Raw genomic sequence first — 20,317 nt, 5'->3', positions numbered from 1 at the left:
CCCGCGCCCGAGCCCTTGGCGGCCCGGCGGAGCCGGTCGACCGCCTCGGGCGACGCCGCGGAGCTGTCGGACACCGACGTCCGGCTCATTGCGACCGCCCTGGGGCTTCACGCGACGCTCGTCAGCGACGACTACGCGATGCAGAACGTCGCAGAGCGGCTCGACCGGGAGGTCGAGCCGCTCTGCGACGTTCTGCATCGCGTAGTCGTCGCTGACGAGCGTCGCGTGAAGCTCCAGGGCGGTCGCAATGAGCCGGACGTCGGTGTCCGACAGCTCCGCGGCGTCGCCCGAGCCCTTCGCGGCCCGGCGGACCCGGTCGACCGCCTCGGGCGCGGGCACGTGGACGGTCATGCCGGAGCCCTCCATCGCGTCGAACCGAAGCGCGACCTCGCCGGTGAGCTCCTCGTGGACCGCCGGGATGGAGACCACGTCCTCGTCGGTCGTGTACTCGTGGATGAACGCGGACGAGTCGAGGACCTGCATCAGCGGGCGACGACGATGTAGTCTTTCACCGCCTGCACGTTCGCGACCGGGACTCGGAGCCGCCCCATCTCGTCGAACTCGAAGTCGACGCGCTCCTGTCTGAGCTGTTCGTGCGGGCTGACGAGGAGGTGGTTCAGCTCCCCGGACTCGAGGTTCATCGTGATGTTGTACAGGTCCCCGAGTTCCGTGCCGTCGGAGCTCATCACCGCCTTCCCGGAGAGGTTCTCCGCGAGGATGTCGACCATACCCCCACGGTTCCGGGCGACGGTATTAAACGCCACGGGGCGTCGGACGGGCGACGGACGCGGATCGCGCCCTCGCCGCCGCCGTTCGTCGCGGCGTTTTGAAAGGCTTAACTGACGGCCGGGCGCATGAAACGGTATAACCTTCTCGGGGCGATCACATATGACCGACCACACACACGCGGACACCCTGCGAACCCCCATCGTCGCCGTGCTGGGCCACGTCGACCACGGCAAGACGAGCCTGCTCGACACGATCCGCGGCTCCGCCGTCAGCGAGGGCGAGGCTGGCGCGATCACCCAACACATCGGGGCGACGGACATCCCGCTCGACACCATCTCCGGGATGGCGGGCGAGCTGATCGACCCGTCGGACTTCGATCTACCCGGCCTGCTGTTCATCGACACGCCGGGGCACCACTCCTTCTCGACGCTGCGCGCCCGCGGGGGCGCGCTCGCCGACATCGCGGTGCTCGTCGTCGACGTCAACGACGGTTTCCAGCCGCAGACTGAGGAGGCGATCGACATCCTCCGGCGGACGGGGACGCCCTTCGTCGTCGCCGCCAACAAGGTCGACACGACGCCCGGGTGGAACCCGCAGGACGGCGACCCGATCCAGAAGAGCATGGACGCGCAGTCCGAGCGCGCGAAGTCGATGCTCGACGAGAACCTCTACGAGATCATCGGCCAGCTGTCGGACGCCGGCTTCTCCGCCGACCTCTACTGGCGCGTCCAGGACTTCCAGAAGAACATCGGCGTCGTCCCGCTGTCGGCGCTCACCGGCGAGGGCGTCCCGGACCTCCTGACCGTCCTGATGGGCCTCTCCCAGCGGTTCATGAAAGAGGAGATGGCCATCGACGTCACCGGCCCGGGCGAGGGGACGGTGCTCGAAGTGAAAGACGAGCGCGGGTTCGGCGCCACCGTCGACACCGTCGTCTACGACGGCGTGATCCGCAACGGGGACACCGTCGTCGTCGGCGGGCAGGACGAGCCGATCGTCACCGAGATCCGCGCGCTGCTCCGCCCGCGGCCGCTCGCGGAGATCCGCACCGAAAAGGAGTTCGAGAAGGTCGGCGAGGTCGGCGCCGCGGCCGGCGTGAAGATCGCCGCCCCCGACCTCGATCAGGCGATGGCCGGCGCGCCGGTCCGCGTCGTCCGCGACCGCACCGTCGATCAGGTCGTCGACGAAGTGAAGGCCGAACTGGCCGAGATCGAGGTCGAGACGGCCGACAACGGCGTCGTCGTCAAGGCGGACACCCTCGGCTCGCTGGAGGCGATGGCGAACGCCCTCCGGGAGGCCGAGGTCCCCATCCTTCGCGCCGAGGTCGGCGACATCGCGCCCCGCGACATCGCGGTCGCGGAGACGGCGAACCAGGACGAGCACAAGGCCATCCTCGGGTTCAACGTCGACCTCCTCCAGAACGCGGAGTCGGACTTGGAGAACGCCGACGTGAAGCTGTTCAAGAACGAGGTCATCTACCAGCTGGTCGAGGACTACGAGCGCTACGTCGAGGAGAAGCAGCGCGCCCAACAGGAGACCGTGCTCGACAAGGTGGTGCGCCCGGCCCGATTCCGCATCCTCCCCGACCACACCTTCCGGCAGAACGACCCCGCGGTCGTCGGCGTCGAGGTCATCTCGGGCACGCTCCAGAACAACCGCAACGTCGGCTACTTCGAGGGCAACGAGTTCGAGCGCGTCGGCGGCCTCTCCGGGATTCAGAAGCAGGGCGAGGACGTCGACGAGGCGCGCTCGGGCGAGCGCGTCAGCATCGCCATCGACGGGCCGACCGTCGGCCGCGGCATCGAGGAGGGCGACACGCTCTGGACCGAGGTGCCGGAGAAGCACGCGAAGATCTTAGAACAGGAGCTGAAAGAGGAGATCACCGCCGACGAGCGCGAGGCGCTCCAGGGCTACCTGGAGACGCGCCGTAAGCGCGACCCCTTCTGGGGGAAGTGACGAGCGCATTCGGGGCCCCACCGCGCAGCTTATTCGCGTGCGCCGGCAACTGACGGGAGATGACGGAGACGGATACCGACTCGCGAGATGAGTCCGAAGACGACCTGACCCTCATCAGAGAGGGCCGCGACTTCGAACAGGAGTACCGCCTGACCGCCGCCGAGGCCGGCCGGTTCCTGGTCGAAGTCGGCGAACAGCTTCAGGCGGGCGACGAGCTGACCCTTACCGGCGACGAGTGGACGCTACCGTTCGCGTTCGGCGAGCCCGTCGAACTCGAGATCGATTACGAGGGGTACGGCGAACAGGAGCTCGAGATCGAACTCGAGATCCCGGGGACGACCGACGAGACGGCGCCGACCGTCGACTGAGGGGCGCAGCGTCGAGTAACGCCCGAAGAGTATTTGCCGTTCGATCGGCCAGTCACGCGTATGGTCTCCCGAGAGAACGCGGTCATCCTCCTGTTCATGGCGGTCGGGTTGGCGTTGGCGTACGGCGGTCGCGTCGCGACGAGCCTGAGCGACACCGTCCTGATCGGCGTCCTGCTATTCGTCGGCGTCGTGGCGCCGCAGTTGGTCAACGGCTACCTGGACGCCGAGGACGCGGCCTGACGCCGTCCCGTCGCGCCCGCGTGCGACACGAGCGCGTGCCGCCGTTATATGCGTCGAGCCCGTAGCGAGGGTATGGAGACCACTGTGGTCGAGCACGACGGCGCGATCCTCGCGCGGCTGGAGAGCGACGACCGGGTGTTCGAGGTGCGCTTCGACGCGCTCGAACCCACCGACGTGACGCTGCGGTTCCGCCGCGACGGCGAGCGCGTGGGGAGCATCTACAACGACGACGGCACGAAGCGAACGATGGCGCGGCTCACGACGGCGCGCGAGGGGACCGACTTCATCGGCGTCGAGGTGCCGAAGGAGTTCGTCGTCGAGATTCTCGACGCGGCGCTGGAAACGGGCCGCGTCACCGACGAGACCGCCGCCGAGGGATACCGGCTCCGCGTGCTCTGAGCCGCGGCGCGTCGCGTCCGCGGCTCAGGCGTACACGAGGATGATCACGGCGACGAAGGCGAGCTCGCCGCCGACGAGCAGCGCCGCGAGCAGCCACGCCCGGTAGGTCCACAGCCACTCGCGGGCGTCGGCGAGCCGCCCCGACTCCTCGGCGTCGTCGTCGCCACGGTACGCGGCGTCGACCCGCCAGCCCGTCTCCGGGTCGTACGTCGCCGGCACGCGGCTGCCGACGAGCTCGTCGACGTCGAGCGGCGAGACGCCCGCGGCCTCCAAGAACCCCAGGAACGCCTCGGACTCCTGAAGCGACCCGTCGCGGGGCGCGTCGAACCGCTCGGTGTGCGTGGCGTCGCCGTGGGGCGGGCGCATCTCGACGGCGACGCGGTCGCCGACGGAGCGCACCCGCGTGACGATCAGCGCGTTCTCCTCGTCGTTGAGGTACGCCTCGCGGAGCCGGCGCTTCACCGCCTCGTCGACGCCCGCGTCGTCGAGGTCGTCGGGGAGGGCCTCGGCGTCCGAGAGGACGTCTGTGTCGGAGCGGGCGTCGGTGTCGGAGCGGGCGTCGGTGTCGGAGCGGGCGTCGGTGTCGGAGCGGGCGTCGGTGTCGGGGAGCGCGTCGGCGTCCACGTCGTCGGCGCTTTCGCGGTCGGCGGTCGTCGAGACGCTCTCGTCACCGCCGGGTCGGTCCGCCATCGATCCGGAGTTGGCGGCCCGCTCTCATAAGGTCACGGCCGCGTACGTGACCGGTTTCGTTGTGGACGGTCCGCGGGCCGAGCGCGCCGAAGCCCCGGTCGCTCGGCCGTACGAAGGTGACACTTGTAAACTGGCGATCGACACGGACGCCACCGAAGCCCCAGCCGCGAGGCGGGCGCACGTTCGCTGCGGTCCTCACTCGGTCGCCTCGCTCCCTCGTTGCGGTCCTTGCGTCACCTGCGCCCGCCCCGCGGCTGCCCCTTCGATTCCCGCCCCGCACGGCACCTCGCACCTCCCCAGCCTCGTCGGTGGCGGTCTTCACTTCGCTCGACCGCCACCGACTCCCTCGCGCGTGCTCCTCGCGACCGCCGGTGGCGGCCGCTCGCAGGCACGCGCCGCCGCACTTCGACCGTCAGCCGTTCACTGGAGCCGGTAGCGTAAGATCGCGGCGATGCCGCCGAGGTTGGCGAGCTGCTCGCCGGGCGCGAACTCCGAGGAGAAGACGACCACGTCGCCGCCCTGCCGCTCGACCGACTCGATCACCGCGTTCACGTCGATGTCCCAGTCGCCGTCGCCCTGTCGCTCGGTGCGGAGGCGCTCGTCGACGACGAGCAGCGTCTCGACCGCGCCGAACTCGGCGGCCTCGGCGGTGTCGTCCGGGCCGTACGTCGCCTTCTCGCCTTTCGCGATGTTCTCGGCCAGGTCGTCGATGAGGCTCGCCTCCTTCGAGATGCGGGTCTCCTTCTGGACCTCGTCGACCGCGCCGCGCTTGAGGACCTCGTGGACGCCGCGGTCGCCCGCCGCGGAGGTGTCGACCGTTGTGAGCCGGTCTGCGAGGTCGCGGTACTCCTCCTCGATGTAGTCGCGCGCGTCCTGCTTGGTGAACCCCGGCCCGGCCAGGATCACGGCGTCGGCGTCGAGGTGCGCGAGCGCCTCGCCGAGTTCCGCGAACAGCTCCTCGCGCGGCCGCGAGAACTCGCCTTTCCCCGTCGGCTTCGTGAACGAGGCGTACTCCTCCGTGCCGTACTGCTGGACGGTGTGGACGTAGGCGGCGCCCTCCTCGACGGTGGCGATGGCCACGTCGGGGTTCTCCGCGGCCTCGGTCGCCTCCTCCAACCGCTCCGTCTGGTCCGGCTTGAAGTGCTTCTCGACGGTTATCTCGTCGTGCTCTTCGACGTTGAGCGTGTGGTGGGCGTTGAGCTGGTCCTCGCGCGAGCAGCCGACGATGACGCCGCCGACGCGGAGCCGGTTGGCGAACCGCGCGAACTCCACGTCCTCGACCTCCAGCGTGACGAAGATGTGCTCGCGCTGCCCGCCGGTGTCCCGCATCTGGTCGTCGTTCCGCTGGATCCGCCGGGTGGTGTCGCCCTCGACCAGGTCCCCGGGTTCGAGGACGTGCGCGAGGTGCCAGAGGTCGTCCACGTTCTCGGGGACCAGCGTGAGCCGTTCCCGGCCCTCCTCGCCGTACCCCCGCTCGGAGATGCGCATGCCCGGGCGTTCGCTCGCGCCCGTATCAACTCTTGTCTTCCGCGTCGGACAGCGCCGGCCCCCACTCGAAGCCGCCGGTCGGATCGGCGTCAGCGCCGCCCGCCTCGTCCGCGCGGGTCGGGTCGGTGTCGGCAGACTCGTCGCTCTCGTCAGCGACAGAAACGCCGCGGCCGACCTGAACCGCGGCCGGCGGCTCGCTCCGCATCGGTCGTCCGCCGTCCCCCGACACCACGGGAGCCGGCGGCCCGTCGCCGGCCGGACCGACGCTCGGGCCCGATCCGCTGCCGGCTCCCGCTTCGTCGCCCGAGCGCGCGGCGTCGGGCGCCGCGTCGACCGGCCGCCGCGTCGCGGTCGCCGCCGTCGTCGCCTCCGTCTCCTCGGTCAGGCTCTCGGCCGCGCCCCGGCCGTAGAGGTCGTGCGCGACGATCCGAGCGAGGAACGCGACCGCGACGCCGACGACGAGCGGAACCGTCGGCGCCGCGACGGCGTACCCGACCGCGAGCGCCCCGACGGCCAGCGTCCAGCCGGTCGCGTACGGCCCCGTCGCGGCGACGCCGGCCACCGTTCGCGGGTCGAGCCCGTCCCGGAGGCGGCCGGACGCGGCGAACGCGGCGAGCGCCGCGGGGCGGACGTACGCGAACGCGACCAGGTACGCGCCGACGAGCGCGAGGACGCCGGCGGCGGCGACGACGGCGACTGCGGCCGGCCCGTTCGGTCCGAGCGCCGACTCGACGGCCGTCGCGGTCGCCCCCGGCTCGACGGGGCCCGCGACGAGTGCGGCGACGGCGCCGCCCGCGACCGCGAGCCCGCCCGCGAGGGGCGCGAGCAGCGCCGCGGACAGCAGCGCCGACTTGAGGCCGTCCCTGGCCAGTTCTCCCCAGGCGACGAGCGACGGCGCGCCGGCGGCGTCGCCGGGCTGGATCGCCGCCCGCGTCACCCGGACGAGGTAGCCGCGCGCCACGAGCGACGGCGCGAGCGCGACCGGGGCCGCGACGGCGACGGCGGGGCTGACGAAGAGGACGCCGGCGAGCCACAGGGGCGTGAGGATCCACCCCAACAGCGTCACGGACCCGCCGACGAGGACGACGCCCGCGGTGTCGTCGGTTCGCGTCAGCGCCGTCGCGGCCGCGATGAGCATGTAACCGGACACAGGGACGGGAGCCGCATAAATGGTACCCGGCCCGAGCGTTTATATCGCTTCGCGGAGTATTGCCGCCTGGCCGCGCGGGACAATCGTGTGCCTCTGACAACCCACCCGCGGCCGCCACTCGGCGGCCGTCCCCCCGTCCGCGGCTTTCTGCCGACGCCGTTCGCCCAGACGCGTCGCCGCCGCGTGCCGGTACCGATTTATCCCGTCCCGCCGACGGGTCGGGTATGACCGGCGACGAGGGGACGACCGATCTGGAGCCGGAGCTCAGGAGCTACGGCGTCAGCGTCGAATCGATCGACGGGGGCGATCCGCTGGAGCTGACGTACATGACCGCGTTCCCCGGCCGCGAGGTCCACCGCGGCGAGATCGGGCGCGCGCTCAACGCGCTCATCGACGAGGCCGAGGCCGACGAGTGGGACCCCGTCCGGGTCGAGGGAACGGTGGTCCGCTCGCCCGGCGACGTCCTCGGGACGTGGCACGCGGAGGCCGAGTGGTTCGAGGCGCTCATCGGCTACGAGATATCCGAGACCGAGTTCTCGTCGCGCGTGCTGGAGACGCTCAGCCACGAGCCCGGTGACGGGGGCGAGGGCTCGTCGGACGCGGCGGACGCCGACGCGGACGGGCAGGAGGCGGACCGGTGACCCGACGCAGGCCGGTCAACCGCGCGCAGCGCCGCCTCGCGCGCCCGGCCCGCGAGCGGTTCGCCACCCGGGCGGTCGCGTTCGACGTCGACGGCGCGACCTGCCGCGGGACGCTGTACCTGCCGGGCGGCGACGCGGACGACCCCCCGGTCGTCGTGATGGCCCCGGGGCTCGGCGCGGAGCGGAGCTTCGGCTACCCCGCCGTCGCGGAGCGGTTCGCGGACGCGGGCTACGCCGCGCTCCTCTTCGACCACCCCGAGTTCGGCGCGTCCGACGGCGACTCCCAGCTCGTCGACCTGGACCGCCAGCGCGACGCGTACGCGGCCGCGCTCGACCGCGCGAAGTGCGTCGACGACGCGGGCGACGACCTCGTGCTCTGGGGGGCGTCGCTGTCGGCCGCGCACGTCCTCACGCTCGCCGCGGAGCGCCGCGACGTCGACGCCGTGGTCGGCCTCGTCCCGATGCTCGACGGGCGCGCCATCGCCCTGCGGCGCGGCGGGCGCTACCTCCTCCGGTCCGGCGCCGCCGGGCTCCGCGACCTGCTCGGCCACCGGGTCGGTCGCGGCCGCACCGTGCCGATCGTCGGCGACCCGGAGGAGCGCGCCGCGATCACCGAGCCGGGAGCGGAGCGCAAGTACATCGACCTCGTCGACCGCGAGTCGGCGTGGCGCAACGAGACGCCCGCGCGGTCGCTGCTCGGCCTCGTCGGCTACCGACCCGTGACGCGGCTCGACGAGGTCGACGCCCCCGCGCTGCTGCTCGCGGGGACCGACGACGCGATCGTCGACGCCGACGCGGTCGCGGCCGCCGGCGAGCGCCTCTCGCGCGGGACCGTCGTCACGATGCCCGCCGACCACTTCTCGGTGCTCGGCGACGACTTCGAGGGCGCGGTCGGCCACCAGCTCTCCTTCTTGCTCGACGCGCTCGAATAGGCGGGCGGTCGGGCTCGCCCGCGACCGCGGGCCGGCCCGCGTGACTACTTAAGTGGCCCCGCGACGCACGCACTGTCATGACAGCGATCGCGATGCTGAGCGTCGCGCCGGTGATCGAGGAGAGCATGGCCGCGGAGGTGGCGGCGGCCGTCGCCGCGCTCGACGACTTCGACGTGAGCTACGAGACGAACCCGATGGGCACGGTGATCGAGGCCGACGACGCGGAGACGCTCTTTGCGGCCGCGGCGGCCGCCCACGACGCGGTCGACGGCGACCGCGTGTCGACGTTCCTCAAGGTCGACGACAAGCGGGCGAGCGACGGGACCGCCGCGGAGAAGGTCGACGCCGTCGAGGAACACCTCGGCCGGGAGGCGAGGCGGGAGCGCTGACTCGCCGGCAGCCGCCGGGCCGACGGGCGGGTCGGTTACCCCTTGATGTTACAGACGGGGAACGTCCGCGCAACCTTGTCGCCGATCCCCAGCTCGTCGCTGACGCGGATCACCTCGTCGATGTCCTTGTACACGCCGGGGGCCTCCTCCGCGATGGTGGCGCCGGACTGGGCCTTCACGTAGATCCGCTGGCCGTCTTCGAGGTCGTCCTGGACGTCGCCGCCCCAGAACTCCTGTTTCGCCTGCGTCCGGCTCATCAGGCGGCCGGCGCCGTGGGCGGTCGAGCCGAACGATACCGACATCGACTCGTCGCCGCCGCGGAGCACGTACGACCCGGCGCCCATGCTCCCGGGGATGATGACGGGCTGGCCGACGCCGCGGTACGCCTCGGGCACGTCCTCGTTGCCCGCGGGGAACGCCCGCGTCGCGCCCTTGCGGTGGACGTACAGCTCGCGCTCCGCGCGGTCGACGGCCGCGTCGCCGACGGCGGGGCGCCCCTCGGCGTCGACGCCGACCTCGTGGGTCTCCTTCTTCGCGATGTTGTGCGCCACGTCGTACAGCAGTTCCATCCCGAGGTCCTCGGTCGGGTCCGCGTCGAACACCTCGCCGAACGTCTCGCGCGTCTGGTGGGTGATCAGCTGGCGGTTCACCCACGCGAAGTTGATGCACGCGCCCATCGCGCCGTAGTACTCGTCGGCCAGCTCGGACCCGGCGGGCGCGGCCGCCAGCTCCTTGTCCGGGAGCTCGTCGAGGAGGTCGCCGTGCTCCTGCTCGATCCGGCGCAGGTAGTCGTTACACGTCTGGTGGCCGAGCCCGCGGCTCCCGCAGTGGATCAGGACGACGATCCCGTCCTCTGTCAGCCCGTAGGACTCGGCCACGTCCGCGCGGAACACGTCGGTGACGCGCTGGACCTCCAGGAAGTGGTTGCCCGAGCCGAGCGACCCCATCTGGTTGCGCCCGCGGTCCATCGCCTTCTGGGAGACGTACTCCGGGCGCGCGTCGGGACGCCGTCCCTCGTCCTCGCAGCGCGCGAGGTCGCTCTCGATCCCGTACCCCGCCTCGACCGCCCACTCGACGCCGCGTTCGAGCGCGCCCTCGACGGCGTCGGCGGTGCCGTCGATCACGCCGCCCCCGCCGAGCCCCGAGGGGATCGCCTCGAACAGCGCGTCGACCAGCTCCTCCTCGCGGCCGCGCACGTCGTCGTAGGCGAGGTTCGTCCGCACCATCCGGACGCCGCAGTTGATGTCGTAGCCGACCGCTCCGGGCGAGATACAGCCGGTCCGGGCGTCGATCGCGCCGACGCCGCCGACGGGGAAGCCGTACCCCTGGTGGCCGTCGGGCATACAGATCGCGGGCTCGACGACGCCGGGCAGGTGCGTCGCGTTCTTCAGCTGCCGGAGCGAGTCGTCGTCGCCGATCGCCTCCAGCAGCGACTCGCTGGCGAGGACCCGCGCGGGGACGTTCATCCCGCCCTCGCGAGGGATCTCCCAGACGTGCTCGCGCACCTTCTCAAGCCGGATCCCGTCGAACTCGCGCGCTGTCATGCGCGCCACTTCGACGCGGGGCGCCAAGGGCGTTGCGTCAGGCGGTCGCCGGCGGGCCGCCGCGACGTCGCCCGGGCGCTGACGAGCCGGCTACCGGTTCGCGGGGTCGGTCGGGAGCCAGTCGATCGCGCCCTCCGCGAGGGTGAACGCGGCGAACGCCCGCCCCAGGACGACCCCGTACACGAGGTGCGCGACCGCGATGACGACGCCGAACTCGAAGCTCGCGGTGAGGCCGGGGACCGGCAGGGTCGGCACCGGCAGCGACGTGGCCCCCTCGATGGCGATGGCGGCCGGCAACAGGAGCCCGCCGGTGATCACGCCGAGCAGCGCCGAGTGGATGACGCCGAGCGACAGGCACCCGCCCACGTCTCCGCGGAGGTCGGCGAAGAACGACCGGTCGAAGACGGCGACGAACAGCGCGCCGAACAGCGTGCTGTTGAACAGGTGGACGGCCCACCCGCCGACGACCGTCTCGACGCCGACCAGCGCGCCGATCGTCGGCATGAGCCCGAGGCCGGCGTGTAACACGGCCCCCATCGCCGCGCCGGCGACGAGCCCCGAACTCGCCCCCGCGCGCCAGCGTCGACCAGTGCCGTCCGGTCCCGTCCCGTCGCGCAGCCCTGTGCGTGACATACGATAACAATGTACTCGACAGGCATAACGGTTTGTCACGCCCCACGGGGCGGCTTCACACGTCGAACACGACGTACGCGTACCACCCGTCGCCGCGCCGTTCGAGCGCCATCTCGGAGTAGGTGACCGCCTTAATCTCGCGGGCCGCCACCGCGTCGAGGGGGACGCCGCGCGCGCTCCCCGTGAGCCGCCACTCGTCCGCGTTCGCGGCGTCGTCGTCCGCAGCGTCGACGGACTCCGGCTCGATCACCGTACACCGGTGGTCGGCCGGTAAAACGAGCCGCACGTCCCGCTCGTAGATCAGGCGGTCGAGGTAGTCGAACAGCAGGGCCTCGCGGCTCTCGGCGGCGACGTCGAGGTCGAACCGCTCGCCGGCGGCCGGGACCGACTCCGCGCTGGCGGCCGCGAGCCCGTCGGCGACCGCCGCGAACAGCCCCGAAAGCGTGTCGGCGGTCGCCTCCACGGCCACGTCGGCCGTGTGCTCGCGGAGGGCGTAGCTCATCGGCCGGAGCCGCGGTTGCGCCCGGCCGCGTCGCCGAGGTCGCTGTCGGCGGCGCTCGGGGCGTCGTCCTCGTCAGCGCTGAGGCCGTCGTCCTCACCGGCGCCGGGGCCGCTGCCCTCGACCGCCTCTCGCGACCCGTCTTCCGCCGGCCAGTACGTCTCGTCGCTGCCTTCGCCCTCCTCCTCGCGCGGCTCGTGGGCGGTGTCGGGGCGCTCGTCGGCCGGGAACCGGGCGTCGACGGTCCGCTCGGGCGCCCCGGCGTGGAGGTCGTCCGGATCCACGTCGTCGAGGTCGGCGGCGACCTCTTCCAAGGCGACGCCGCTCGTCACCAGTGCGCGGATCCCCTCGTCGACGGTCAGTTCGACGTCGACGATCCGGCGCTCCGGGACGAAGACGACGTGGCCGCCCATCACCGGGTTCGGCGCCATCGGCATGAACACGGTCCGCATCCCGTCGTCCTCCGTGTCGGCGTGGTCCGCGATGACGGCCGGGGTCTCGCTCGTGATGAACGCGAGGGTGTAGGTCTCCTCGGTCGGGAACTCGACGAGGACGACTTCGCGGAAGTTCCCGCCGTCCGACTCCAACATGGCGTCGCTCATCTGCCGGAACCCCTGGTAGACGGAACCGATCCCCGGCACCCGCTCGACGAGGTCGTCGACCTGGTCGACGGCGCGCTCTCCGTACCGCGACGACTCGACGCCGGCGCCGAGCAGGATGATCACGCCCACGAACACCACCGGCGCCGCGATCTCGATCGCGAGCTCCCGCGGGATGGACCCGATCAGCGGCAGCGGCACGTCGGGCGATACGGTGACGACCGCCGTCGAGAACAGGTCGAGGTAGTTGTACACCGCGTTGAACGCGAACGCCAGGACGACGAGCGTGATGACGGCGGGGACGACGACGGCGACGCCGGTCAGGAACGCCCGTCGGATGCGCTCCATGCCCGACGACTGGATAGCCATTACTACCGACCACGCGCGACCGCGACAAAGGTTTTCTGTCCCGACGCGGACACGTCGCGGCTGCGGTTCCGACGCGGCCCTGACGGTCGCTTACGGTCGGATCGCGGAGCGTTGGCCGGCCGTAGCCGCTCGCAACGGTCCCCGCTGGCGGTGGAGTTATATTCCGTCCACGTGTTAGGTCATCGCAGTGAGCGTCAACGTCGAAAAGCGGACCGACCCGCCCGGCGAGTCCGACTACGCGACCGCCGCGTGGGAGCTCAAGGAGCGAATTCGGTCCGCGGAGGGCGTCCTCCGACAGCGACGCGGCTTCTTCGTCGACGCCTACCGCCGGTCGACCGCCCACCTGCTCGTGGAGAACGACCGGCTCGTCGCGTTCGCCTCCGTCCGGCGCGACGGCTACATCCTCTTTCTCGCCGTTCACCCCGACCACCGCGGCCGCGGCCACGCCGAGCGGCTGATCGCCGACGTCGCGGCGAACCACCGGTCGGTCACCTGCCACGCCCGCACGACGAACCGGCGGGCGCTCGGCTTCTACGAGCACCTCGGCTTCGAGGTCATCCGCCGCATCGACGACTACTACGAGGACGGCGGCGACGCCTACTACCTCAAGCTCGGCGGCGAGTCGCTCCGGGAGCGCCTCTCCGGGTTCGTCGGCCGGTAGGCGGCCGCGTTCCGCCCGCCGTCTCTCCCCCTCGAAGCCGGCCGAACCGACAGTAATTAGCGCCCGCCGCGAGGAGTGGCCGCCATGTCGCAACCGACTCCCGCGGACCTCGCGGCCCGGGTCCGCGACGGCGACCTCCGCTTCCACGAGCTGGAAGACCACGCCGACGCCGACGTCGCGACCGCCGCGCGCCGGCTGCTCGTCGCGGAGGCGACCGACGCCGACCTCGACCCGCTCGGCGAGTACGCCTTCGACGCCGACGCGGTCCACGGCTCGAACATCGAGAACACGCTCGGGGGCGTCCAGGTCCCCGTCGGCGTCGCCGGCCCGGTGACGATCGACGGCGGCGCCGCCTCGGGCGAGCGCTACCTCCCCCTCGCGACCACCGAGGGTGCCTTGGTCGCGTCGATCAACCGCGGCTGCTCCGTGATCGAGGACGCCGGCGGCGCGACGGCGCGGGTGACGAAGAGCGGGATGACCCGCGCGCCCGTCTTCCGGGTCGCGGACGTCGCCGAGGCCGAGGCGCTCGTCGACTGGGTCCGCGACAACGAGCCCGCGCTCGCCGAGGCCGCGGAGGCGACGACGAGCCACGGCGAGCTGCTCGACGTGACGCCGTACGTCGTCGGCAACAGCGTCTTCTGCCGGTTCCGCTACGACACGAAGGACGCGATGGGGATGAACATGGTCACCATCGCGACGCGGGAGGCCTGCGACGTGATCGAGGCGGAGACGGACGCCTCGCTCGTCGCGCTCTCGGGGAACCTCTGTTCCGACAAGAAGCCGGCCGCGATCAACGCCGTCGAGGGGCGCGGGCGGTCGGTCGTCGCGGACGCGACGATCCCGCGCGCGGTCGTCGAGGAGCGGCTCCGCACGACGCCGGAGTCGATCGAGGAGATCAACACGCGGAAGAACCTCGTCGGCTCCGCGAAGGCGGGCGCGCTCGGCTTCAACGCGCACGTCGCCAACGCGGTCGCGGCGATGTTCCTCGCCACCGGGCAGGACGAGGCGCAGGTCGTCGAGGGGGCGAACGCGATCACGACCGCCGAGACGACCGCCGACGGCGACCTCTACGTCTCCGTCTCGCTGGCGAGCCTCGAAGTGGGGACGGTCGGCGGCGGGACGAAGCTGCCGACGCAGCAGGCCAGCCTGGAGATCCTCGGGGTCGCGGGCGGCGGCGACCCGGCCGGGAGCAACGCCGACGCGCTCGCGGAGTCGATCGCGGCCTGCGCGCTCGCCGGCGAGCTCAACCTGCTCGCGGCGCTCGGGTCGCGCCACCTCTCGTCGGCCCACGAGGAGCTCGGGCGGTAGACGGGCGCGGCGCCGCGCGGGAACCTCGTCGCTCTCTCAGTCCGACCAGCGCGGGCAGTCCTCGCGGAGGGCTTCCCGCCCCGCGTCGGTGACGCGGTACACCGCCTCGCCGGAGACGCGCTCGACGAGCCCGGCGTCCGCCAGCGCGGTCAGCCGCGACTCGACGTGGTCGGCGTACAGGCCCGTGTTCCCGGCGATGAACGCTTGGTAGTCTGCGCCCACGTCGGCGAGGTACGAGAGCAGCCGTTCGTCGGAGCGCGTGAGCGACGGGCGGTCCGGGTCGATCCGCTCGTCGCCGCTCCCGTCTTCGGCGGCGTTCTCCGGACGGTCGACGGACTGCGCGTCGGGTCGGGCCATCTCACACGTGGTGGCGTGTACCACGGTAAAGGGGATACCGCGGGTTCCCACTCGCTGGGAGTCGCCGGCGGTCGGGGGAACACGTTCGGCGAGGAACTAGTCGGGCGGGGTCGCTCCGGGCGCTCAGTCGTCGGCGGGCGGCGTCCCGGTCGCGTCGGCGCCGCTCTCGCCGCCGGACGGCCCGTCCGGGAGCATCGGCGTCCCGTCGGCGCGCGGGCCGAGCCGCGGGCCGTGCGGGCCGTCGTCGGGATCGATCCGGCGGCGGGTGCGGTAGTCCGTCGAGCGCTCGACGGGCGTCCGACCGATCGCCGTTATCATCTCGACGTAGTCGTCGAACGAGCGGTACTCGCCGTACTCGCCGCCCGCACGGCTGGTGATCTCCTCCGAGAGGATGGTGCCCATGAAGTCGTCGGCGCCGCAGTTGAGCAGCTTCAGCCCGTGGGCGTCGCCCGACTTCACCCACGAGGCCTGTACGTGGTCGACGTTGTCGAGGAAGAGCCGCGCGACCGCGACCACCAGCTCGTCCTCGGCGCGCGAGGGCCCGGAGTCGACGACGCCGCGCCGGTAGAGCGGGGTGTTCCGGTGGATGAAGGACAGCGGGACGAACTCGGTGATCGCGCCCGTCCGGTCCTGGAGGTCGCGGATCACCTCCAGGTGCTGCGCGCGGTGCGCGACCGTCTCGACGTGGCCGTACATCATCGTCGAGGTGACGTCGAGGCCGGCGGCGGCCGCGCCCTCCATCGCGGCCACCCAGTCGTCCGTGCGGATCTTCCCCGGGCAGATCACGTCGCGGACCTCGTCGACGAGAATCTCGGCGGCGGTGCCCGGCGCGGAGTCGAGGCCGGCGTCGGCCAACTCGCGGTAGACGGACTCGTACGCCCAGTCGGTGCCGCGCTTGGCGTGGTACGCCTCCTCCGGGGTCATCGAGTGGAGGTGGACGCCGCCGACCGACATCGCCGCCATCTGTTCGACGTAGGTGCCCGGGTCGGTCGCGTACGCCTCGGGCGGCTTGTAGTTCGCCTCGCTCGCGGGGTCGTCGTGCGCGGCGAGTACCTCGTGGTGCTCCTCGTTCAGCGCGAACGCCGGGTGGAGCCCCGAAACGGAGCACACCTCGTAGACCCCCATGTCGAGGGCGTCCTCGACGACCGCGCGCGACTCCGCGGGCGGCTTGGTGAACCCCGCGTGTTCGACGTCGCTGTCGGCCTCGAAGGCGTGCGCGGTGTCCTTGAAGTTACAGAACAGACAGCCCGTGTTACACGCCGTGGTGACGTTGTTGTTGAGGTTGGCGACGAAGGTGACCTCGTCGCCGACCTCCTCGGCCCGGCGCCGGTCGGCCACCTCCAGCACGGCCTCCTTGCGGACGGGGTCGATCCCCTCGCGGTCCGTGCCCGTGGCGAGCAGTTCCGTCGCGTCGTCGACCGTCAGTCGGGCGCCGTCGCGGGCCTTCGCGAGCGCGTTCTCGAACGACTGGTCGGTCGCGGGCGCCGCGAAGTCGAACTCGTTCGCGCCGCTCTCGCCGTCGCCGCCCCCGCGACCGTTCGACCCGCTCGCGTCGGAACTGCCCCCCGAACTCATCCCTTAACGCTCCCGGTTCCACCCTGATAAACGGGCGGGTCGAGACAGTCGACGGCTGATAATCGAGCGCCGAAGTCCAGTGCGGTGGCGCGCGCCTCCGAGCGGCCGCCGCGGGCGGCCGCGAGGAGCGCGTGCGAGGGAGTCGCTGGGGGCCGAAGTGGAGCGAGGCCGGCAGCGACGAGGCTGGGGAGGCGCGAGGCCGCGGTTGCGGTACGGGTCGAGAATCGGTTGGGGCTTCGACGGCCTTCGTCGCCGACCAGCCACCGATAATCGATAGATAAGCGACCGTCTCGTCAGGGCGCGTTCACGCCGGGTCCCGGTAGTCTCGGTCCTCGTCGGCGTGCGCGCGGACCCACAGCTCCCCGATCCGCGAGAGGCTCGTCCGGTAGGACTTCCCGTGCTCCTCGCGCTCGATGTACCCCTTCCCGCCGGGGCCGAGCCGGTCGACGTTGTAGATCACCTTCGAGCGGAACGACTCCGTGTACTCCTCGTTGAGCTCGGCCGCGAGCGTCTCCGCCAGCTCCGAGACCGACTCGAACTCGCCGTGCTCGCCGAGCGTGAACAGCACCAGCTCCTCGAACGGCTTGACGTTCTGGAAGGAGGCGACCGGCAGCTCGATCACGTGGCGGTCGCCGATGCGCTTTGCGCCGATGGTGGTGCCGCGCTCGTCGAACTCCGCGAGGAGATCGGTGGTGCTCGCCAGGCGGTCGGCGACGCGGTCGGGGTCGACGCCCGCCTCCGTCGGCGCCTCGCTCCCGGCGTCAAGGTCCCGCAGGAGCTCCCGCGTCTCGCGCAGCTCCTCCGCCAGCTCGGTCTCTAAGTACTTCTCGGGGGCCGTGTAGTAGGTGTGGATGCGGTCGCGGTCCGCCTGCCGCTCGACCATGATCGAGTGCGCGGCGGTCGCGAACGCGAACGAGACCGGCCGAGGCATCGAACAGAGGTTCACCCACACCTCGCGGTCGCCGGCGGGCGGGTCGTCCGCGTCCCCCACGTCCTCTGCGCCCGCCTCGTCGCCCGCCGCGTCGCCGCCGTCGTCGCGGTCCAGCTCCGCGTTGATCAGGTCGAAGGCGCGCTCGAAGGCGGCGTCGTAGTCGTACACGTCGTCCAACCGCTCGCGGACGGTCTCGGCGCCGAGGAGGTTCCGGAAGTCCTGTTCGAGCTTGCGCGCGATGTTCCGCGAGTACTCGACGTTGGCCTCGCTGCCGACGGCGCCCTCCAAGAGGATCACGCGGTCGACGTCGAACTGGTCCCGGATGAGGGGGGCGATCATCCGGTCGTAGTCGAACCCGACGGGCACGACGTGGGTCTGCATACCCTGACCGTGGGTGTGGGATTTATAAAAACCACCAGATCACTCCGCGACGCCAACGCTCGCGGACGGAGCCGACCCCGCCGCCGGCGCCCGCCCCGACACCGGCGCGCTACCCGTCGCCTCCCGTCCGGAACGACAGGTCGAGCGCCGGCGCGGAGTGCGTGAGCCCGCCCATCGAGATCACGTCGACGCCGGTCGCGGCGTAGTCCGGGACGACCTCCACCGTGATACCGCCTGACGCCTCGGTCAGCGCGTCGCCGTCCGCGGCGGCCACGCGCTCGACCGCGGCCGCCGTTTCCGCGGGCGTCATGTTGTCGAGCAGGACCACGTCGGCGCCGGCCGCGGCGGCGCGCGCGGCTGCGTCGGGCCCCTCGACCTCGACCTCGACGTTCGTCGCGAAGGAGGCGCGCTCGCGGAAGCGCTCGATCGCCTCCGTCAGCCCCAGCTCCGCGACGTGGTTGTCCTTGACCATGACCATGTGCGAGAGGCCGAGCCGATGGGTGTCGCCGCCGCCGGCCGCGACCGCGCGCTTCTCTACTCCCCGGAGCCCGGGCGTCGTCTTGCGCGTGGCGGCGACCCGGACGTCCGGATCGACTTCGCGGGCGGCCTCAACCGCGGCGTCGGTCCGCGTCGCCACTCCCGAGGCGTGGGCCGCGACGTTCACGGCGACGCGCTCGCCGCGGAGGACCGCCCTCGCCGGGCCCGCGACCCGCAGCAGCGCGTCGCCCGGGTCGACGGCGGTCCCGTCCGCGACGCGCTCGGTCACAGTCGCGTCGAGGTAGTCGAACACGGCGCTCGCGGCGTCGACGCCGGCCGCGACGCCGGGCTCTTTCGCGACGAGCCGGCCGCTCGTCTCGCCCGGCACGTCGTTGGTCACGTCGTGGTGGCCCACGTCCTCGCGGAGCCAGCGCTCCACGTCGGCGTCGGTGAGCATCAGTCGTCCGCCGCCGGCCCGGGCTCGGCGGGCTCGGCGTCGTCCGCGACGTAGTGCGTCCCGACGCTCTCGCCGTTCGCGAGCGCCTGCCGGGTCACGAGCAGCGCCGTCACGGTGGCGTTTCGCAGCTCGTAGAGCGACCGCGACGTCCGAGTCCGGACGTACGCGTCGACCTCCCCCTTCAGGCGCCGGAGCACGCCGAGCGCTCGGCGGAGTTCGGCCGGATCGCGCTCGATCCCGACGTGCTCGCCGAGCACCCTGCGGAGTCGCCGGAACTTCTCGCGGGCGAACGCCGGCGGGAGGTCGGGGTCGCGGTCCAGCAGGTCCGGGGGCGCGACCCGCTCGGGGTCCGCCGGCGTCCCGTCGGACCCGACAGTTCTGGCCGCGTCGGCGCCCGCCCGGAGCCCCCACACGAGCCCTTCGAGGAGGCTCGTGGAGGCGAGGCGGTTCGCGCCGTGGACGCCGGTCCGCGCGCACTCGCCGACCGCGTAGAGCCGGTCGAGGCTCGTCCGCCCCCGGTCGTCGACCGCGACGCCGCCGCAGAGGAAGTGCTCGGCGGGCGCAACGGGGATCCCCTGCGCGGAGTCGACGCCGCGGTCGGCGCACTTCTCGGCGAGGCCGGGGAACGCGCCCGCGAAGTCGAGCGGGCCGACGTCGAGGCGGACCTCGCCCGTGGCGTCGCGCTCGGCGGCCACGGCCCGCGAGACCACGTCCCGCGGCGCCAGCTCGGCGTCGTCGTGGTACCCGGGCATGAACCGCTCGCCGTCGCCGTTGCGCAGTAGCGCGCCCTCGCCGCGGACCGCCTCGCTGACGAGGAACCCCTCCTCGTCCGGGCCCGCGTCGTACGCCGTCGGGTGGAACTGGACGAACTCCATGTCCGTCACGTCGGCGCCCGCGAGCGCGGCCATCGCGACCCCGTCACCGGTGGCCCCGCGGGGGTTCGTCGACCGCGGGAACAGGTCGCCGATCCCGCCGGTCGCGAGCACGGTCGCGTTCGCGTACACCGGCACGCGCCCGTCGGCCGACGCCACGACGGCGCCGTGGACGCGCCCCTCGCTCGCGATCAGGTCGAGCGCGGCCGCGTCGTCGACGATCTCGACGCCGTCGCGTCCGTCGAGGTGGTTCAACAGGGGGACGTGGACGTGCTCGCCCGTCGCCGCGCCGACGTGGAGGATCCGGTCCTCGCTGTGGGCGGCCTCGCGGCCGTAGTCGAACGTCCCGGCGTCCGCCTCGCGGTCGAACTCGACGCCGAGCGTGTCGACGAGCACGTCCCGGACCGCGTCGTCGGCGTTCTCGACGAGCACGTCGACAGCGTCCGGGTCGGCGGTGCCGTCCGAGGCCGCCAGCACGTCCCGCTTGAACCGCACCGGCCGGTCGCGGGCGACTGCGATCCCGCCCTGCGCCCACCACGACGCGGCGTCCGCGGGGCGCGTGGCCTTCGTCGCCACCGTCACCTCGCGGCCCTCGCGCGCGGCGGCGAGCGCGGTCGTCAGCCCGGCGACCCCCGAGCCGACGACGAGCACGTCCGCGGTCTCGTGGCCCGTCAT

At 72.3% G+C, this 20,317-nt stretch carries 22 protein-coding genes and 1 pseudogene; 9 read left to right on the top strand and 14 right to left on the bottom strand.

The genetic code is table 11. The features are described from left to right. Both EXE48_RS10160 and EXE48_RS10155 read right to left on the bottom strand, forming a co-directional pair. Positions 1-483: NOB1 family endonuclease (locus EXE48_RS10160; RefSeq protein WP_241991979.1), on the bottom strand; the 483-nt coding region annotated here is incomplete at its 3' end. Beyond that, positions 483-728, bottom strand: a complete 246-nt coding sequence (locus tag EXE48_RS10155; RefSeq protein WP_053770920.1) for a PRC-barrel domain-containing protein — start codon at positions 726-728, stop codon at positions 483-485. The genes EXE48_RS10160 and EXE48_RS10155, both read right to left, overlap by 1 nt. A 160-nt stretch (positions 729-888) precedes the next feature. Between EXE48_RS10155 and infB the strand changes: the two genes are divergently transcribed. The 4 genes from infB to EXE48_RS10135 all read left to right on the top strand — a co-directional run bounded on the left by infB (position 889) and on the right by EXE48_RS10135 (position 3,689). Continuing rightward, complete coding sequence (gene infB, locus EXE48_RS10150; RefSeq protein WP_121599780.1) at positions 889-2,682, top strand: translation initiation factor IF-2; 1,794 nt, start codon at positions 889-891, stop codon at positions 2,680-2,682. 59 nt (positions 2,683-2,741) lie between these two features. Beyond that, positions 2,742-3,050, top strand: coding sequence for an amphi-Trp domain-containing protein (locus tag EXE48_RS10145; protein ID WP_053770922.1), 309 nt, complete (start codon positions 2,742-2,744; stop codon positions 3,048-3,050). A 60-nt stretch (positions 3,051-3,110) separates the two neighbouring features. After that, a complete protein-coding gene (locus tag EXE48_RS10140; RefSeq protein ID WP_053770923.1) occupies positions 3,111-3,290 on the top strand; it encodes a DUF7987 family protein in 180 nt (59 codons plus the stop codon). Positions 3,291-3,362: 72 nt separating this feature from the next. After that, positions 3,363-3,689 (top strand): hypothetical protein, encoded by a 327-nt coding sequence (locus EXE48_RS10135; RefSeq protein ID WP_121599779.1) that lies wholly within the window; start codon positions 3,363-3,365, stop codon positions 3,687-3,689. Between the two features lie 24 nt (positions 3,690-3,713). On the opposite strand, the gene EXE48_RS10130 is transcribed toward EXE48_RS10135, so the two are convergent. The 3 genes from EXE48_RS10130 to EXE48_RS10120 all read right to left on the bottom strand — a co-directional run bounded on the left by EXE48_RS10130 (position 3,714) and on the right by EXE48_RS10120 (position 7,005). Further along, positions 3,714-4,379: a hypothetical protein gene (locus EXE48_RS10130; RefSeq protein ID WP_137711335.1), complete on the bottom strand. Its 666-nt coding sequence runs from the start codon at positions 4,377-4,379 to the stop codon at positions 3,714-3,716. Between the two features lie 420 nt (positions 4,380-4,799). Continuing rightward, positions 4,800-5,867 carry an mRNA surveillance protein pelota gene (locus EXE48_RS10125; RefSeq protein ID WP_137711334.1) on the bottom strand — a complete coding sequence of 356 codons (1,068 nt, stop codon included), beginning with the start codon at positions 5,865-5,867 and terminating at the stop codon, positions 4,800-4,802. 25 nt (positions 5,868-5,892) lie between these two features. Continuing rightward, positions 5,893-7,005 (bottom strand): DUF4013 domain-containing protein, encoded by a 1,113-nt coding sequence (locus EXE48_RS10120; RefSeq protein ID WP_137711333.1) that lies wholly within the window; start codon positions 7,003-7,005, stop codon positions 5,893-5,895. A gap of 236 nt (positions 7,006-7,241) precedes the next feature. Between EXE48_RS10120 and EXE48_RS10115 the strand changes: the two genes are divergently transcribed. The 3 genes from EXE48_RS10115 (at position 7,242) to EXE48_RS10105 (ending at position 8,979) form a co-directional block, all read left to right on the top strand. Next, a complete protein-coding gene (locus EXE48_RS10115) occupies positions 7,242-7,658 on the top strand; it encodes a DUF8159 domain-containing protein (RefSeq protein ID WP_121599777.1) in 417 nt (138 codons plus the stop codon). Next, on the top strand, positions 7,655-8,590 hold the full coding sequence (locus EXE48_RS10110) for an alpha/beta hydrolase (RefSeq protein WP_137711332.1): 936 nt from the start codon (positions 7,655-7,657) through the stop codon (positions 8,588-8,590). The genes EXE48_RS10115 and EXE48_RS10110 overlap by 4 nt, the downstream gene beginning before the upstream one ends. Before the next feature lie 77 nt (positions 8,591-8,667). After that, a complete protein-coding gene (locus EXE48_RS10105) occupies positions 8,668-8,979 on the top strand; it encodes a thiamine-binding protein (RefSeq protein ID WP_121599775.1) in 312 nt (103 codons plus the stop codon). A 35-nt stretch (positions 8,980-9,014) separates the two neighbouring features. Here the strand turns inward: EXE48_RS10105 and EXE48_RS10100 are convergent, their stop codons facing one another. The 4 genes and pseudogenes from EXE48_RS10100 to EXE48_RS10085 form a co-directional block, all read right to left on the bottom strand. After that, positions 9,015-10,523 (bottom strand): RtcB family protein, encoded by a 1,509-nt coding sequence (locus tag EXE48_RS10100; RefSeq protein ID WP_137711331.1) that lies wholly within the window; start codon positions 10,521-10,523, stop codon positions 9,015-9,017. 90 nt (positions 10,524-10,613) lie between these two features. After that, complete coding sequence (locus EXE48_RS10095; protein WP_053770932.1) at positions 10,614-11,156, bottom strand: hypothetical protein; 543 nt, start codon at positions 11,154-11,156, stop codon at positions 10,614-10,616. A gap of 55 nt (positions 11,157-11,211) precedes the next feature. Beyond that, entirely contained in the window at positions 11,212-11,658 is a 447-nt protein-coding gene (locus tag EXE48_RS10090; protein WP_053770933.1) for an archease, read from the bottom strand. Positions 11,659-11,816: 158 nt separating this feature from the next. Then, a pseudogene (locus EXE48_RS10085) lies at positions 11,817-12,623 on the bottom strand (DUF502 domain-containing protein); the annotation flags it as partial. 187 nt (positions 12,624-12,810) lie between these two features. Here EXE48_RS10085 and EXE48_RS10080 point away from each other — a divergent pair. Both EXE48_RS10080 and hmgA read left to right on the top strand, forming a co-directional pair. Next, a complete protein-coding gene (locus EXE48_RS10080) occupies positions 12,811-13,284 on the top strand; it encodes a GNAT family N-acetyltransferase (protein ID WP_053770934.1) in 474 nt (157 codons plus the stop codon). 84 nt (positions 13,285-13,368) lie between these two features. Continuing rightward, on the top strand, positions 13,369-14,592 hold the full coding sequence (gene hmgA / locus EXE48_RS10075) for a hydroxymethylglutaryl-CoA reductase (NADPH) (protein ID WP_053770935.1): 1,224 nt from the start codon (positions 13,369-13,371) through the stop codon (positions 14,590-14,592). A gap of 36 nt (positions 14,593-14,628) precedes the next feature. Here hmgA and EXE48_RS10070 read toward each other — a convergent pair whose 3' ends face one another. The 5 genes from EXE48_RS10070 to EXE48_RS10050 form a co-directional block, all read right to left on the bottom strand. Beyond that, a complete protein-coding gene (locus tag EXE48_RS10070; RefSeq protein ID WP_053770936.1) occupies positions 14,629-14,949 on the bottom strand; it encodes a winged helix-turn-helix domain-containing protein in 321 nt (106 codons plus the stop codon). Positions 14,950-15,072: 123 nt separating this feature from the next. After that, complete coding sequence (gene cofH / locus EXE48_RS10065) at positions 15,073-16,524, bottom strand: 7,8-didemethyl-8-hydroxy-5-deazariboflavin synthase subunit CofH (RefSeq protein WP_137711329.1); 1,452 nt, start codon at positions 16,522-16,524, stop codon at positions 15,073-15,075. A gap of 304 nt (positions 16,525-16,828) precedes the next feature. Continuing rightward, positions 16,829-17,836: an HFX_2341 family transcriptional regulator gene (locus tag EXE48_RS10060; protein ID WP_053770938.1), complete on the bottom strand. Its 1,008-nt coding sequence runs from the start codon at positions 17,834-17,836 to the stop codon at positions 16,829-16,831. Between the two features lie 109 nt (positions 17,837-17,945). Beyond that, positions 17,946-18,770, bottom strand: coding sequence for a carboxylating nicotinate-nucleotide diphosphorylase (gene nadC / locus EXE48_RS10055; RefSeq protein WP_053770939.1), 825 nt, complete (start codon positions 18,768-18,770; stop codon positions 17,946-17,948). Then, entirely contained in the window at positions 18,770-20,317 is a 1,548-nt protein-coding gene (locus tag EXE48_RS10050) for an L-aspartate oxidase (protein WP_053770940.1), read from the bottom strand. The genes nadC and EXE48_RS10050 overlap by 1 nt, the downstream gene beginning before the upstream one ends.

The sequence above is a fragment of the Halorubrum sp. ASP1 genome (assembly GCF_005435135.1).
Lineage (GTDB): Archaea > Halobacteriota > Halobacteria > Halobacteriales > Haloferacaceae > Halorubrum > Halorubrum tropicale.
This window is presented reverse-complemented; position numbering and strand designations above follow the sequence as displayed.

Bases quoted from the DNA above. Each gene is read 5' to 3' on its own strand.
- EXE48_RS10155 (WP_053770920.1), bottom strand. From the start codon at position 728: ATGGTCGACATCCTCGCGGAGAACCTCTCCGGGAAGGCGGTGATGAGC.
- infB (WP_121599780.1), top strand. From the start codon at position 889: ATGACCGACCACACACACGCGGACACCCTGCGAACCCCCATCGTCGCC.
- EXE48_RS10145 (WP_053770922.1), top strand. From the start codon at position 2,742: ATGACGGAGACGGATACCGACTCGCGAGATGAGTCCGAAGACGACCTG.
- EXE48_RS10140 (WP_053770923.1), top strand. From the start codon at position 3,111: ATGGTCTCCCGAGAGAACGCGGTCATCCTCCTGTTCATGGCGGTCGGG.
- EXE48_RS10135 (WP_121599779.1), top strand. From the start codon at position 3,363: ATGGAGACCACTGTGGTCGAGCACGACGGCGCGATCCTCGCGCGGCTG.
- EXE48_RS10130 (WP_137711335.1), bottom strand. From the start codon at position 4,379: ATGGCGGACCGACCCGGCGGTGACGAGAGCGTCTCGACGACCGCCGAC.
- EXE48_RS10125 (WP_137711334.1), bottom strand. From the start codon at position 5,867: ATGCGCATCTCCGAGCGGGGGTACGGCGAGGAGGGCCGGGAACGGCTC.
- EXE48_RS10120 (WP_137711333.1), bottom strand. From the start codon at position 7,005: ATGCTCATCGCGGCCGCGACGGCGCTGACGCGAACCGACGACACCGCG.
- EXE48_RS10115 (WP_121599777.1), top strand. From the start codon at position 7,242: ATGACCGGCGACGAGGGGACGACCGATCTGGAGCCGGAGCTCAGGAGC.
- EXE48_RS10105 (WP_121599775.1), top strand. From the start codon at position 8,668: ATGACAGCGATCGCGATGCTGAGCGTCGCGCCGGTGATCGAGGAGAGC.
- EXE48_RS10100 (WP_137711331.1), bottom strand. From the start codon at position 10,523: ATGACAGCGCGCGAGTTCGACGGGATCCGGCTTGAGAAGGTGCGCGAG.
- EXE48_RS10095 (WP_053770932.1), bottom strand. From the start codon at position 11,156: ATGTCACGCACAGGGCTGCGCGACGGGACGGGACCGGACGGCACTGGT.
- EXE48_RS10090 (WP_053770933.1), bottom strand. From the start codon at position 11,658: ATGAGCTACGCCCTCCGCGAGCACACGGCCGACGTGGCCGTGGAGGCG.
- hmgA (WP_053770935.1), top strand. From the start codon at position 13,369: ATGTCGCAACCGACTCCCGCGGACCTCGCGGCCCGGGTCCGCGACGGC.
- EXE48_RS10070 (WP_053770936.1), bottom strand. From the start codon at position 14,949: ATGGCCCGACCCGACGCGCAGTCCGTCGACCGTCCGGAGAACGCCGCC.
- cofH (WP_137711329.1), bottom strand. From the start codon at position 16,524: ATGAGTTCGGGGGGCAGTTCCGACGCGAGCGGGTCGAACGGTCGCGGG.
- EXE48_RS10060 (WP_053770938.1), bottom strand. From the start codon at position 17,836: ATGCAGACCCACGTCGTGCCCGTCGGGTTCGACTACGACCGGATGATC.
- nadC (WP_053770939.1), bottom strand. From the start codon at position 18,770: ATGCTCACCGACGCCGACGTGGAGCGCTGGCTCCGCGAGGACGTGGGC.
- EXE48_RS10050 (WP_053770940.1), bottom strand. From the start codon at position 20,317: ATGACGGGCCACGAGACCGCGGACGTGCTCGTCGTCGGCTCGGGGGTC.